This is a genomic window from Tamlana crocina (genome assembly GCA_040429635.1).
Taxonomy (GTDB): domain Bacteria; phylum Bacteroidota; class Bacteroidia; order Flavobacteriales; family Flavobacteriaceae; genus Flavisericum; species Flavisericum crocinum.
The window spans coordinates 527,737-540,789 of sequence record CP158972.1; the positions used below are offsets into that span (position 1 = coordinate 527,737).

15 protein-coding genes and 1 pseudogene are annotated in these 13,053 nt (G+C 39.6%); 14 read left to right on the forward strand and 2 right to left on the reverse strand.

Annotated elements, in window-relative coordinates; genetic code table 11:
• Positions 1-38 precede the first annotated feature (38 nt).
• The 14 genes from cyoE to tsaB all read left to right on the forward strand — a co-directional run bounded on the left by cyoE (position 39) and on the right by tsaB (position 11,764).
• A complete protein-coding gene (cyoE, locus tag ABI125_02310; GenBank protein ID XCF06702.1) occupies positions 39-932 on the forward strand; it encodes a heme o synthase in 894 nt (297 codons plus the stop codon).
• Between the two features lie 3 nt (positions 933-935).
• Entirely contained in the window at positions 936-1,517 is a 582-nt protein-coding gene (locus ABI125_02315; GenBank protein XCF06703.1) for a cytochrome c oxidase subunit 3, read from the forward strand.
• Positions 1,518-1,563: 46 nt separating this feature from the next.
• Complete coding sequence (locus ABI125_02320; protein ID XCF06704.1) at positions 1,564-2,532, forward strand: cytochrome c oxidase subunit 3; 969 nt, start codon at positions 1,564-1,566, stop codon at positions 2,530-2,532.
• An 18-nt stretch (positions 2,533-2,550) separates the two neighbouring features.
• The gene (locus ABI125_02325) at positions 2,551-2,931 is read left to right on the forward strand and encodes a cytochrome C oxidase subunit IV family protein (GenBank protein ID XCF06705.1); all 381 of its coding nucleotides are present in this window, start codon (positions 2,551-2,553) and stop codon (positions 2,929-2,931) included.
• Between the two features lie 122 nt (positions 2,932-3,053).
• Entirely contained in the window at positions 3,054-3,776 is a 723-nt protein-coding gene (locus ABI125_02330) for a hypothetical protein (GenBank protein XCF06706.1), read from the forward strand.
• Positions 3,763-4,506, forward strand: coding sequence for an SCO family protein (locus ABI125_02335; GenBank protein XCF06707.1), 744 nt, complete (start codon positions 3,763-3,765; stop codon positions 4,504-4,506). The genes ABI125_02330 and ABI125_02335 overlap by 14 nt, the downstream gene beginning before the upstream one ends.
• Positions 4,499-5,032 (forward strand): DUF420 domain-containing protein, encoded by a 534-nt coding sequence (locus ABI125_02340; protein XCF06708.1) that lies wholly within the window; start codon positions 4,499-4,501, stop codon positions 5,030-5,032. Before ABI125_02335 ends, ABI125_02340 begins: the two co-directional genes overlap by 8 nt.
• A 90-nt stretch (positions 5,033-5,122) precedes the next feature.
• A complete protein-coding gene (locus ABI125_02345) occupies positions 5,123-5,341 on the forward strand; it encodes a hypothetical protein (GenBank protein XCF06709.1) in 219 nt (72 codons plus the stop codon).
• A 90-nt stretch (positions 5,342-5,431) separates the two neighbouring features.
• The gene (locus ABI125_02350; GenBank protein XCF06710.1) at positions 5,432-6,133 is read left to right on the forward strand and encodes an ABC transporter ATP-binding protein; all 702 of its coding nucleotides are present in this window, start codon (positions 5,432-5,434) and stop codon (positions 6,131-6,133) included.
• Positions 6,126-7,355, forward strand: a complete 1,230-nt coding sequence (locus tag ABI125_02355) for an ABC transporter permease (protein XCF06711.1) — start codon at positions 6,126-6,128, stop codon at positions 7,353-7,355. The genes ABI125_02350 and ABI125_02355 overlap by 8 nt, the downstream gene beginning before the upstream one ends.
• Before the next feature lie 2 nt (positions 7,356-7,357).
• Positions 7,358-8,602, forward strand: a complete 1,245-nt coding sequence (locus tag ABI125_02360) for an ABC transporter permease (GenBank protein XCF06712.1) — start codon at positions 7,358-7,360, stop codon at positions 8,600-8,602.
• Positions 8,603-8,614: 12 nt separating this feature from the next.
• A complete protein-coding gene (locus ABI125_02365; protein XCF06713.1) occupies positions 8,615-9,751 on the forward strand; it encodes an efflux RND transporter periplasmic adaptor subunit in 1,137 nt (378 codons plus the stop codon).
• Positions 9,720-11,087 (forward strand): TolC family protein, encoded by a 1,368-nt coding sequence (locus tag ABI125_02370; GenBank protein XCF06714.1) that lies wholly within the window; start codon positions 9,720-9,722, stop codon positions 11,085-11,087. The genes ABI125_02365 and ABI125_02370 overlap by 32 nt, the downstream gene beginning before the upstream one ends.
• Before the next feature lie 2 nt (positions 11,088-11,089).
• Positions 11,090-11,764 carry a tRNA (adenosine(37)-N6)-threonylcarbamoyltransferase complex dimerization subunit type 1 TsaB gene (gene tsaB, locus ABI125_02375; protein XCF06715.1) on the forward strand — a complete coding sequence of 225 codons (675 nt, stop codon included), beginning with the start codon at positions 11,090-11,092 and terminating at the stop codon, positions 11,762-11,764.
• A gap of 53 nt (positions 11,765-11,817) precedes the next feature.
• On the opposite strand, the gene ABI125_02380 is transcribed toward tsaB, so the two are convergent.
• Together ABI125_02380 and ABI125_02385 are read right to left on the reverse strand one after the other, a co-directional pair.
• Positions 11,818-12,633 (reverse strand): mechanosensitive ion channel domain-containing protein, encoded by an 816-nt coding sequence (locus tag ABI125_02380; GenBank protein ID XCF06716.1) that lies wholly within the window; start codon positions 12,631-12,633, stop codon positions 11,818-11,820.
• 85 nt (positions 12,634-12,718) lie between these two features.
• Positions 12,719-12,939 (reverse strand): annotated as a pseudogene (locus tag ABI125_02385) (DUF1304 domain-containing protein).
• Between the last annotated feature and the right edge of the window lie 114 nt (positions 12,940-13,053).

Here is a 13,053-nt window from a genome sequence, read left to right on the forward strand (position 1 = left end):
TTGCACTCGCAATTTAAAGCGGTTAAGAATTTAGGCCATTGAGTAACTCAAAATCTTCATTAGCAAACCCTTCTGTAATTTCAGATTTTAAGGAAATCACGAAAATGCGCTTGGCATTGAGTGTGGTGTTTTCGTCGTTGGCAGGCTATTTGTTGGGTGTAGAAACCGTAGATTTAAAAACCTTGATTTTATTGGCCTTTGGTGGCTATTTTATGGTGGGGGCTTCCAACGCCTTCAACCAAATTATAGAAAAAGATTTGGACGCTTTGATGAGCCGTACCAAAAACCGCCCCATCCCTTCGGGGCGCATGTCGGTAACCACGGCATTTATCATTGCCAGTATTTTTACGGTGGCCGGTGTGGTTATTTTATACACCATCAACAAGCAAACGGCCATGTTTGGGGCCATTTCCATTTTTTTATATACCTGTGTATATACGCCTTTAAAAACTAAAACGCCTTTGGCGGTGTTTGTTGGGGCCATTCCGGGGGCTATTCCGTTCATGTTGGGCTGGGTGGCCGCAACCGACGATTTCGGTATCGAACCGGGCACATTGTTCGCACTGCAATTCTTTTGGCAATTCCCACACTTTTGGGCCATTGGTTGGTTTTTGTACGACGATTATAAAAAGGGCGGATTCTACATGCTGCCCACGGGAAAGCAGGATAAAGGCACAGCGGTACAAACCATTATGTACACGGTCTGGACTATTTTAGTGTCCATCATCCCGGTATTTGGGTTTACGGGACGGTTGGAGCTGTCTGTAGTAGCGATGCTGTTGGTGTTGGCCGCAGGTTTGTGGATGCTGTATTACGCCATAAGGTTGTTCAGAATCATGACCGAAAAGGCTGCCAAGCAGTTGATGCTGGTAAGTGTGTCTTACATTACTTTGGTTCAAATTATTTATGTTATAGATAAATTTATTAGATAAACTATGGATTTAACACAAGGCACTCAAGAAGAAAAACACGCCAGAGCCAAAAAAATGATGCTTTGGTTTGGTATTATTTCGTTGATTATGTCGTTTATGGGCTGGACCAGTGCTTTTATTGTAAGTAGTTCGCGTCCCGATTGGTTAAAAGATTTTGTGTTGCCAAATGCTTTTGTGATCAGTACAGTAGTTATTGTGTTGAGCAGTATCACTTTTCTTTTGGCAAAAAAAGCTTTAAAAACCAACAACCGAAAAGCCACAACGCTATGGTTGTGGGCTACCTTGGTTTTGGGCATTGTGTTTATTTTTAATCAATTTTCGGGTTTTCAGCAAATCATAGATCAGGGTTATAATTTTACGGGCCCAACCAGTAACGTTACCATGTCTTACATTTATTTGATAGCAGTAGTGCATATATTGCACGTTATTGCTGGCATGGTGTGTCTATTGGTGGTAATTTATAATCATTATAAACAAAAGTATCAGCCAACAAAAATGCTAGGCTTCGAACTGGCAGCTACGTTCTGGCATTTTATTGATATTCTCTGGGTCTATCTCTTTTTGTTTTTATATTTCGTTAGATAAATAAATTGATTATTTTTGTGCAACTTTTAAACAACAACCAATAAATATGAGTACAGCAGTAGCAGAAGGCAAAACTTGGAGTGGCGGTAACGAGCCACTAAAAGCAAGTTACGGTAAAATGATGATGTGGTTTTTCATCGTTTCTGATGCCTTAACCTTTTCTGGCTTTTTAGCGGCCTACGGTTTTTCAAGATTTAAGTTTATAAGCGAGTGGCCTATTGCCGACGAAGTATTTACACACGTTCCGTTTTTGCACGGACAAGAGTTACCGATGATTTATGTGGCGTTCATGACGTTCATTTTAATCATGTCGTCTGTAACCATGGTATTGGCTGTTGATGCTGGGCATCATTTAAACAAAGCAAAAGTAACCCTTTACATGTTCTTGACCATTATTGGAGGTTTAATCTTCGTGGGGTCGCAAGCATGGGAATGGGCAACATTTATAAAAGGCGATTACGGTGCTGTACAAACCAAAGGCGGAAATATTCTTCAGTTTGTTGATACCGATGGGCACCGCGTAGCATTAAGAGATTTTGTGGTGGCCGAGCATACCGATAGAACAGCCCACGAACGTAAAAACGGTTTGTGGTTTGTAGATGAAGCGCCACTGCCTCCATTTACTGTGGAAGAAGTAGTAAAAGGATTGGAAAGCCACGAGAATGTTTTGGTAAGAACACAGTTGCTTGATGAAAACGGACACAAAACAGTTTTGTCAAGAGAAGAGTCTTTAAAGCAGATCAAAGAAAACGGAAAGTTGGTTGTTGAAGGCGCTAACCTTCATGTGAATGAATACGGTTCGCCATTGTTTGCCGATTTCTTTTTCTTCATTACAGGATTTCACGGGTTCCACGTATTTTCGGGAGTGGTTCTTAATATCATTATTTTCTTCAATGTGGTATTGGGTACTTACGAAAGACGCAAGAGTTACGAAATGGTAGAAAAAGTTGGTTTATACTGGCACTTTGTAGATTTAGTTTGGGTATTTGTATTTACCTTCTTCTACCTTGTATAATAAAGAAAAACTTAAAAAATGGCACACGAACATAAACTAGAAATATTTAGAGGTTTACTAAAGTTTAAATCCAATACCCAGAAAATTTGGGGTGTACTTATATTTTTATCCATTGTTACGGCGATAGAGGTTGTATTGGGTATTTACAAACCAAAATGGTCTATGGCCCAAGTTTTGGGAATGAAATTACTGAACTGGATTTTCATTATTTTAACCATAGTTAAGGCGTACTACATTACTTGGGATTTCATGCACATGCGCGATGAAACCAAAGGATTGAGACGCGCGGTAGTTTGGACTACCATTTTCTTGATACTTTACTTAATATTCATCTTGTTGCAAGAAGGTGGTTATGTATTTAAAGTATATGACGAAGGCTTTATAAAAAGAGATTTTTAAACAGTTTTCTGTTTAATAGTCTACTGGAATTTAAGTGTTAAATAAAGTAATAAAGGCGGTTTTTCAACCGCCTTTTTCTATTTTTGCAGCGCATTTTTTAGCTGCGAAAACCTCAGTGTTTTATGGATTACAAAAAAGTGAGTCGGTACGTTGTATTAGGGATTTTGTTTTTTCTTCCCGTAACGTTTTTATTGATGCTTTATCCGGCAACACATAATTATACGCCCCTCGATATTGTTAATGATTCTGTAGCCGATTTAGAAGGGTTTACTTCAACTTCCGAAGAAGACATTGTTTTAAAAGACCATATTACCGTTTTAGGGTTTGTCGGTACAAACCCAATGGAAAACGCTACCAGTGCATCCAACCTAAAGGAATTGGTGTACGATAAGTTTAAAGGCTTTAAACGTTTCCAAATGGTGCTTGTGGCGCCCGTTGGGACGGAAGAAGCCGTAAGTCAGTTAAAAACGGAAATAAGCTCTTACGAAGATTTAAGGTTTTGGCATTTTGTGTTCGGCGAACCTTCCGAAATTGAACAACTATTCGCCAGTTTAAAAAGTGAAGAACCGCTTAGAGAAGATTTTTCCACCAACCATGTGTTCATCATTGATAAAGATTTGAACCAACGCGGCAGAATAGACGATCGTACCGATAACGAATTGAAAAAGGACAAACCCGTTTACGGACTAAACAGTTACGATTGTATTGAAGTGGCCGAAATAAAGAACAAAATGAGCGAAGACATGCGCATTTTGTTTACCGAGTATCGGCAAAAACGAAAAGGAGAGTTCAACTCAGATACGCGCCGCGCTAACGATTTAAACAGCAACGATGAAAAAGAATAATTATTCATACATAGGCATCGCTTTTATTATTTTGGTTTTTGGGATTATTTTTATTCCGAAAATTGTTGATAGAATTTCAGAAGGCGATATAAACCGAAAGGAAAGTCGCAGTGATTATGCCGATGAAAATAAATCGATTGATTCTGGTTTGGCGTTTATCGAAATTAACGGTGAACCCAAAAAAGTACCACCGTTTTCGTTTACCGATCAAAACGGAAAGACCGTCACGAATAAAGATTATGAAGGCAAAGTATATGTGATAGAATTTTTCTTTACTACATGCCCGACCATTTGCCCCAGAATGAATCGTAACTTGGTTCAAATTCAAAATGCATTCAATGGATTTGAAAATTTTGGAGTGGCTTCGTTTACCATTAATCCCGAATTCGACACCCCCGAAGTTTTAAAAAATTACGCCGAACAATACGGTATTACCAACCCCAATTGGCATTTAATGACGGGCAATCAAGATGCGATTTATAAATTGGCTAACGAAGGCTTTAATCTTTATACAGCCGAAGAAGAAAGTGCAGCAGGCGGATTTGAGCATTCGGGTAATTTTGCCTTGATTGATAAAAACGGTTTTATCCGTTCAAGAAAAGATGATTTTGGAAACCCCATTATCTATTACAGAGGGATTGTTTCCGAAGATGAAAAAGTAGATGATGATGGAGCGCCCGAAGAAATCAGCGCGCTAAAAGAAGATATAAAAAAGTTGCTTAATGAATAATTCACAAGAAATTTTAGACGAAAAAAAATACAACAAGTTAATTGTTGTACTTTCTATTTTAATTCCCGTTGCGGTAGCGGTATTGTTTGGTATTAAAATCCCTAACGTAGAGCCTTTAAGTTTTTTGCCGCCTATTTATGCCACCATTAATGGTTTTACCGCCGTTTTGTTGGTTATTGCTTTTGTGGCAATTAAAAACAAAAAAGTAAAATTGCACGAAAATGTAATGAAAACGGCCATTGGCTGTTCGGTAGCGTTTTTAGTGATGTACGTAGCCTATCACATGACCAGCGATTCCACCAAGTTTGGAGGCGAAGGTGCCATAAAATACATTTATTATTTCGTGTTGATTACGCATATTTTGTTGTCGATCATCATTATCCCGTTCGTGTTGATTACTTACGTTCGTGCCATAACCAATAATATTGAAAAGCATAAAAAAATAGCCAAGATTACGTTTCCGTTGTGGTTGTATGTGGCTGTTTCGGGGGTAATTGTTTATATTATGATTTCACCTTACTATTAATGAAACTCTAATTTGTGAAGTTTGCAAAACGAGAACAAATTAGTAAGTTGAATTAACCCCGATGAATATCGGGGTCTCATAAGATTTAAAATGAAAAACAAACTCGTCTTTTTTCTCTTTTCTGTTCTCTTTTTTCTAGAGACAAACGCTCAGTGCGCCATGTGCCGTGCCGTATTGGAGAGCGAAGAAAGCCAAACTGCAGCCGAGGGCATTAACGATGGCATCGTGTACCTTATGGCCATTCCATACATTTTGGTGGCTGGTATAGCTTATGCTATTTATCGTAAATTCAATACGTTAAAAAAGTAATAAAAAGTTTTATTTACTTAATTTGTAACATTTCTTTGTGAGGGTAGTCTAACTTTTTAGGCTATAAGAATCCTAAAATCCATCAAAGTTATGTTGAAAATTCACGAGCTTCACAAGTCCTATCCCATTGGCGATTCCAGTTTACATGTTTTAAAAGGAATAGACCTCAATATTGAAGAGGGCGAAATGGTAGCCATTATGGGCTCATCAGGTTCAGGAAAATCTACGTTGCTGAATATTATTGGGATGTTGGATGAAGCCGATACGGGTGAATATATTTTAGATGGACTCCCCATTAAAGACCTAACAGAAAAAAAAGCGGCCGTTTACCGAAATAAATTTTTAGGGTTCATTTTTCAGTCTTTCAATTTGATAAATTATAAAAACGCCTTGGAAAATGTGGCATTGCCACTGTACTACCAAGGTATGAATAGAAAGGAACGCCAAGAAAAGGCATTGTTCCATTTAGAAAAAGTAGGATTGGCCAACTGGGCCGAACATCTGCCAAAGGAACTTTCTGGAGGGCAAAAACAACGTGTGGCCATTGCCCGTGCTTTGGCGGCCAACCCCAAATTATTGCTAGCCGATGAGCCAACCGGAGCACTCGATACCAAAACCTCGCACGAAATTATGGAGTTTATACAGCAATTGAATGACGAAGGAAAAACCATTTTAATGGTTACCCACGAAGAAGATATTGCCAATATGTGCAAACGCATTGTAAGGCTTCGCGACGGGGTAATTATGGAAGACAAAAAAATAAATCAGGTAAGAGCCGGTCAATATGTTTGATTTAGACCTTTGGAGGGAAATATTTCAAAGTATCAATAAAAACCGGACTCGAAGTTTGCTTTCGGGGTTTACGGTGGCCTTCGCCATTTTGCTTTTCGCCATTCTTTTTGGTATTGCCAACGGTTTACAAAACACTTTTGCTGAAGCCTTTGGTACCGATGCCAATAATTCCATTGTTATTTTTCCGGGACGAACTACCAAAGCGCACGATGGCCTTCAGGCGGGACGGCAAATCCAATTTAAAAACGAAGACCACGATTTTGTATTGGATGAGTTTGGTGAAAAAGTACAGTACATAACCAGTAAAGTCAACAGAAACGTAACTGCCACTTTTAAAGGCGAGAAAAACACCTACCAAATGCGGGCCGTGCATCCCGAATACATGTTTATTGAAAACAATGTTGTGAGCGAAGGCCGCTACCTCAATCAAAACGATTTAAACAATAAAACCAAAGTGGCCGTAATCGGCAATGTGGTTAACGACGAACTGTTTTTAAAGGAAACCGCCATTGGAAAGTACATCAGCTTAAACGGCATTTCTTTTAAAGTAGTGGGCGTTTTTACTGATGATGAAGGCGACAACGAAGAGCGGGTTATTTATGTGCCCCTGACTACCGCCCAGTTTTTGTACGGCAATAACGATTTTATCGATTTTATGCACTTAACGTACAATCCAAAAATGAACAGCGATCAAGCGTTGGCTTTTGGAAACGATATCACCAAAAAATTAAAAGAACGTTTTTCGGTGGCGAGAAGCGACCAACGGGCCATTAGGGTGCACAATATGGCACAGGGCACCAAGCAAGTAGATATGATGACCTTTGGGCTCACAGTTATCATTTTGGTTATTGGCTTCGGTACTTTAATCGCTGGGGTGGTGGGCATCAGTAATATTATGATTTTTATTGTAAAAGAGCGCACCAAAGAAATCGGTATTCGTAAAGCTTTGGGGGCTTCGCCGCGTTCCATTGTATCCATTATTTTGTTGGAATCTATCATTATTACAGCAATTGCAGGCTACGTCGGTTTGCTAATAGGCGTTGGCGTTTTGGAGTGGGTAGCACCGTATTTGGAACAATATTTTATAAAAGACCCCAGTGTGAGCAATAGGCTGGTGGTGGGAGCAACCATTGTACTTATTCTAGCCGGAGCCATTGCGGGTTACATACCAGCTAAACATGCTTCAAAAATTAAACCCATTGTAGCCTTAAGAAACGATTAGCGATGTTTAGATTTTTATTCGATAGAGATACATGGCAAGAGGTTTTCGATAGCTTCAACAAGAACAAACTGCGGTCGGTTTTGACCATGGTAGGCGTTTGGTGGGGTATATTATTGCTCATCGGATTATTGGGCTCGGCACGGGGCTTGGAAAACGCATTCAACCGTTTGTTTGGTGATTTTGCCACCAACAGCGTATTTGTTATGGGCAGCTCAACCGGGAGGCCATTTAAGGGCTTTCAGGAGGGTAGAAGGGTACAATTAACCTTAACCGATATTGTAAAAGTAGAGGCCAATGTTGAAGGCATAGAATTTGTCGTGCCAAGAAATATGAACCAAGGTTTGGTGGTGCGGAATTTCCTCTCGGGAACTTTCAATGTGATGGGAGATTATCCGGTGCTCGATAAGGTTCAAAAAAAGAAATTGGTACATGGACGGTTTATCAACCAAAGTGACATCGACGACCATAAAAAAGTAGCGGTCATTTCCGAAAGTATTTACAAACAACTTTTTGAAAAAGACGAAAACCCTATTGGGCAGTACATTCAAGTAAACAACATCAACTACATGGTGGTGGGCATGTACGATCAGGGCAATGTTAATTTTGGCCCGAGTGAAGACATCCACATTCCGTTTACCACTTTTCAGCAGGTATATAATCAGGGCGAAAAAATTGGTTTTTTAATGATTACGGGAAAGCCAGAGTTCGATATTCAACAAATAGAAAACGATGCCATTTTGATGTTGAAAACCTTAAACCACGTGCATCCCGAAGATAAACGAGGCTTCAGGAGTTTTAACATGGGGAAGGAATTTGCAAAAGTAACTGGCTTTTTAACGGGCATGCAGTTTTTAACATGGTTTGTGGGCTTGGCCACTTTAGTAGCGGGCGTTTTTGCCATCGGGAATATTTTATTGATTACGGTAAAAGAGCGCACCAAAGAAATTGGAGTACGCCGTGCATTGGGTGCCACACCCTTTGAAATAAAACGGCAAATAGTGGTCGAAGCCGTGTTTTTAACCTTGGTAGCTGGGGTTATTGGAATTATTACCGGAGGCTGGATACTCATTACATTAGACTACTTTTTTGGGCAAGGCGATGAGGCGGCCATCGTGAACGCATCGGTGTCGATTTCGGTGGTTTTTGTGGCCTTGGTCATATTAGTCATCTTAGGAACATTAATCGGACTTATCCCAGCGTTTAAGGCCACCAGTGTAAAACCTATTGAAGCATTAAGAGAAGAATAAACAATCAAAAAAATGAATAAAACAGTAAGAATCATTTTAGTTTTAGTGGGCATTATAGCCTTGGCATTTGTGCTAAAATATTTTAAGGATGCCAATTCTAAAGACATTGTCGATTACAAGGTTGAAGAGCCCTTTTACACGTCGATAAACACCAAAGCTGTGGCCACGGGCAAATTAAACCCCGAGGAAGAAGTAGAGCTAAAACCGCAAATTTCGGGTATTGTCGATAAAATCGTGGTAGAGGAAGGCGACGTGGTAAAAAAAGGCGATTTAATTGCAACAATTAGGGTAGTGCCCAACGAGCAAAGTTTGGTGAGTGCCAAAAGCCGGATTGCATCTTCAAAATTGTCGTTCGATAATGCCAAAATTCTTTACAACCGTAATAAAGCCCTTTTTGACAAAGGCGTGATTTCTCAACAGGATTTTGAAAACAGCGAGCTGTCTTACAACCAAGCCAAGGAAACTTTGGCCCAAGCCCAGAACGATTATCAAATTATAAAACAGGGATCCATTTCGGGAGGTAGTTCGGCAAACACCAATATTGTAGCCCAAATTCAAGGCACTATTTTGGAGATTCCGGTTCGTGAGGGCGATCAAGTGATTCAAAGTAATAATTTTAATGCCGGAACCACCATTGCTGTTATTGCAGATATGAGCAAAATGATTTTTGAAGGTAAAGTAGATGAAGCCGAAGTAGGTAAATTGAAAGAAGGCAAAGAAATCAAAGTAGTTTTGGGCGCGATAAAAGATAAAGATTTTCCGGCTACGTTAACCTTCGTCGCTCCAAAAGGCATCGAAGAAAATGGTGCTGTACAGTTTACCATTAAGGCCGATGTGAAAATCGATACGGTTACCAATATCAGGGCGGGCTACAGTGCCAATGCCGAAATCGACCTTGAGGCCAAAGACAGCGTGCTGGCCATTCGCGAAGCCTTGCTGCAATACAACCGTATTACCGAAAAACCCTTTGTGGAAGTGCTCGATGGCGATAATAAATTCAAAAAAGAAGATGTGGAATTGGGTATTTCTGATGGTATTAATGTTGAGATTAAAGACGGTGTGAAAGAGGGCGAGAAAATCAAGGTTTGGAATAAAGCATCAAACGATAATAACGACGATGAAGATAAAAAAGAGCCGAAAGATGATTAAAAGTGAATACCAAAAATCAGGTTTGTGTTTGGCGCTACTTTTTGTATCGTTATTTTCATTTTCGCAGCAAAAAAAGTGGACGCTTCAGGAGTGTGTTAACCATGCCTTGGAGCATAACATCACTATTCAACAAAGTGAAAATACATTGTTGAGCAACGACCAGGATATTCTGGCGGCGAGAGGTCAGTTTTTGCCATCGGTGAGTGGTAGCATGGGCCAACGGATGAGTATTGGTTCGGGTTTCGATCCCGTTTCCAACCAGCGTATCAACAACCAAACCACGCATTCATTCAATTACAATTTAAGCGTTAGCCAGAATGTGTTCAATGGCTTCCGTACGCTGAACCAATACAAACAGTCGCAGCTCACCAAAGAAACCAATGCTTTGGAGTTAAGCAGAATAAAGGACGATGTATCCCTTAATGTGGTAAATGCCTATTTGAATGTAGCGTTCAACAAGGAAAATTTGCAGACCGCCAAAGCACAGTATGAATTCAGTAGCAAACAATTGAAACAGGTAAAAGATTTGGTGGATGCCGGAGTACAGCCTAAAGCCAATATTTACGATGCCGAAGCCACTCTAAGCCGCGATGCCCAACAGGTTACTCTGGCCGAAAACAGTTATACTTTGGCGTTGTTAACGCTATCGCAATTATTGCAAGTGCCGTTTGAAGGGTTTGATGTTGAAATTATTACCGTTGATAGCCCTTCGGAAAATTTATTATATAAAGAAGTTACCCCTGTTTTAAACCATGCTTTAGAAAACCGCAGTGAAATTAAAGTAGCTGAAAAAGGTGTTGAAAGTGCCGAATTGAGCACCGAAATTTCAAAATCGGGGTATTATCCGTCTGTGAGTTTTGGTTATGGCTTTGGTTCGGTTTGGAGTGAATCTAAAAACGATTTGGTAAAACAAGCTTTTTTCAGGGAGCTCGATTTGTTCAAAGGGCACAATTTCAATTTGAATGTAAACATTCCCATTTTTTCGAGGTATCAAAATAAAACGGCAGTGGCCAAATCAAAAATTCAGGAAGAAAACAGTAAGCTCAATTTACAGCGTGCCAAATTGGATTTGGAAGCCAATATCCAGCAAGCCTTTACCGATGCCCAAGCTGCTTTTAAGGCTTTCGATGCTGCTAAAAAATCACTTGAATCGCAAAAACTGGCATTCAATAATTCCAAAGAACGCTACGATATTGGGGTAATGACGACCTACGAATTGGAACAGGCCCGGGTTCAGTTAATAAATGCCGAGTCGTCTTTAATAAATGCCAAGTACGATTTTGTTTTTAAGACAAAAGTTTTAGACTTTTACGCCGGTAAATCTTTATTCGATTAATAGTGAGCACGTATATACTTAATATTGAAACCGCAACCACCAATTGTTCGGTGTCGCTTTCAAAAAACGGGGAAACCATTGTTTTAAAAGAAGACAACGATAAAGGCTATTCGCATGCCGAGCGGTTGCATGTTTACATCGACCAGGTTTTAAAAGAAGCTAAAATTGCGCCAAAAGATTTGTCGGCCATCGCCATCAGCAAAGGCCCGGGCTCTTATACGGGCTTGCGCATTGGGGTTTCGGCCGCCAAAGGACTGTGTTTTGCCTTGAATAAACCGCTTATTTCGGTGCCCACTTTAGAAGCTTTGGCGCATAAGGTAAAAGCAGAGGAAGGCATTATCGTGCCCATGCTCGATGCGAGACGCCTGGAAGTATATTCTGCAATATTCAGCAATGCACATGACAGGATTCGAGAGACCCAAGCACAAATTTTAGATGAAAACGCTTTCGCGGAAGAACTAAACAACGGAAAAGTGTATTTTGTAGGTAATGGTGTTGAAAAGACCAAAAACTTGATAACACACGAGAATGCTATTTTTGTTGAAGGTGAATTACCATCGGCTAATGAAATGAGCCACTTGGCTTATGAAAAATTCAAACAAAACGATACAGAAGATGTCGCCTACTTTGAGCCTTTTTATTTAAAGGATTTTGTAGCGTTAAAGTCAAAAAAATAAGCCCCGTTACAAATCTGTAACAGGGCATTATATTTAAATATTACAAAAAGGTTTTAACCTTGCTTTTGAATTTCTACTTGATGTGGGTATGGAATTTCGATTCCGGCAGCATCAAGGGCTTCCTTAACGTTTTCGGTAACATCAAAATATACGTCCCAATAATCCTCAGATTTGCACCATGGCCTGGTGGCAAAGTTTACAGAGCTGTCGGCAAGTTCCAATACGGTAACTGCTGGGGCAGGATCTTTCAGTACTTTTGGATGTGAAGTGAGCACATTCATAATCACCTCTTTCGTCTTTTTAATGTCGGCATCATAACTTACACCAAAAACCAAATCGACACGACGCGTACCTTCAGTAGTGTAATTGATAATGTTTCCATTGGAAAGCGACCCATTAGGAATAATAATCTCACGGTTTGATAAGCCGGTCAATTTGGTGGTAAAAATTTCAATTTCCTTAACCACGCCAATTTCACCTTGAGCTTCGATTAAGTCACCTATTTTAAAAGGTTTGAAAATCATGATCAATACCCCACCGGCAAAATTTCCAAGAGAACCTTGAAGCGCCATACCAATGGCTAAACCTGCGGCAGCTAAAATAGCAGCAAACGAAGTGGTTTCAACTCCTACGGTGCCCAAAACAACAATAATTAAAATAATCTTTAAAATCCAGCCTAAAAGATTCATTAAAAACTTTTGAAGGCTTTCGTCGTAGTTTTGTTTGGACATAATGCTTTTTGTGGCCTTAAGTATCTTTTTTATTACCCAAGCACCAACTATCCAAATAACAATAGCGCCGAGTACCTTTAAGCCGTACTCAACTATTAAATCAATCCATTTTTCAGTGTCTACGTTTTCTAAATCCATAAAAATTTTAAGTTAATTAGTGATACAAAATTATATCTATAAAAAAAGGTTTTTGTGTTTAGTATGTGAAAATATAGTTAAATTTTTACAAACAGAGACTGGCTAAAGCCACAATGGCGGGAATGGCCTGGAAATAAAATATCCTTATCTGTTTTGTGGAGTAAGACCCATAAATGGCTGCAATAGTCACACAAACCAAGAAAAAAATAAGCCCGCTGCTAAAAACCCGTTGTAAAGTCCTTGGTTGGCTGCGAGTACTTTGGTGTCTTCAGCAAATCCCTTTGATTTTATTCCGAAGGTTTTTATGCCAGTAGGTTTGGTTCAGAGAAACATTTCTAAAACCAGAAAAATAAATATGTTCTAAAGCTACAAAAGCAATTAAGAGGGTAGTCGTAATGGACATACTAACGTTGTTGTTTT

Excerpts from the sequence above, each read along its gene's own strand:
- ABI125_02315 (XCF06703.1), top strand. The coding sequence starts at position 936 with ATGGATTTAACACAAGGCACTCAAGAAGAAAAACACGCCAGAGCCAAA.
- ABI125_02320 (XCF06704.1), top strand. The coding sequence starts at position 1,564 with ATGAGTACAGCAGTAGCAGAAGGCAAAACTTGGAGTGGCGGTAACGAG.
- ABI125_02325 (XCF06705.1), top strand. The coding sequence starts at position 2,551 with ATGGCACACGAACATAAACTAGAAATATTTAGAGGTTTACTAAAGTTT.
- ABI125_02330 (XCF06706.1), top strand. The coding sequence starts at position 3,054 with ATGGATTACAAAAAAGTGAGTCGGTACGTTGTATTAGGGATTTTGTTT.
- ABI125_02335 (XCF06707.1), top strand. The coding sequence starts at position 3,763 with ATGAAAAAGAATAATTATTCATACATAGGCATCGCTTTTATTATTTTG.
- ABI125_02340 (XCF06708.1), top strand. The coding sequence starts at position 4,499 with ATGAATAATTCACAAGAAATTTTAGACGAAAAAAAATACAACAAGTTA.
- ABI125_02345 (XCF06709.1), top strand. The coding sequence starts at position 5,123 with ATGAAAAACAAACTCGTCTTTTTTCTCTTTTCTGTTCTCTTTTTTCTA.
- ABI125_02350 (XCF06710.1), top strand. The coding sequence starts at position 5,432 with ATGTTGAAAATTCACGAGCTTCACAAGTCCTATCCCATTGGCGATTCC.
- ABI125_02355 (XCF06711.1), top strand. The coding sequence starts at position 6,126 with ATGTTTGATTTAGACCTTTGGAGGGAAATATTTCAAAGTATCAATAAA.
- ABI125_02360 (XCF06712.1), top strand. The coding sequence starts at position 7,358 with ATGTTTAGATTTTTATTCGATAGAGATACATGGCAAGAGGTTTTCGAT.
- ABI125_02365 (XCF06713.1), top strand. The coding sequence starts at position 8,615 with ATGAATAAAACAGTAAGAATCATTTTAGTTTTAGTGGGCATTATAGCC.
- ABI125_02370 (XCF06714.1), top strand. The coding sequence starts at position 9,720 with ATGAAGATAAAAAAGAGCCGAAAGATGATTAAAAGTGAATACCAAAAA.
- ABI125_02380 (XCF06716.1), bottom strand. The coding sequence starts at position 12,633 with ATGGATTTAGAAAACGTAGACACTGAAAAATGGATTGATTTAATAGTT.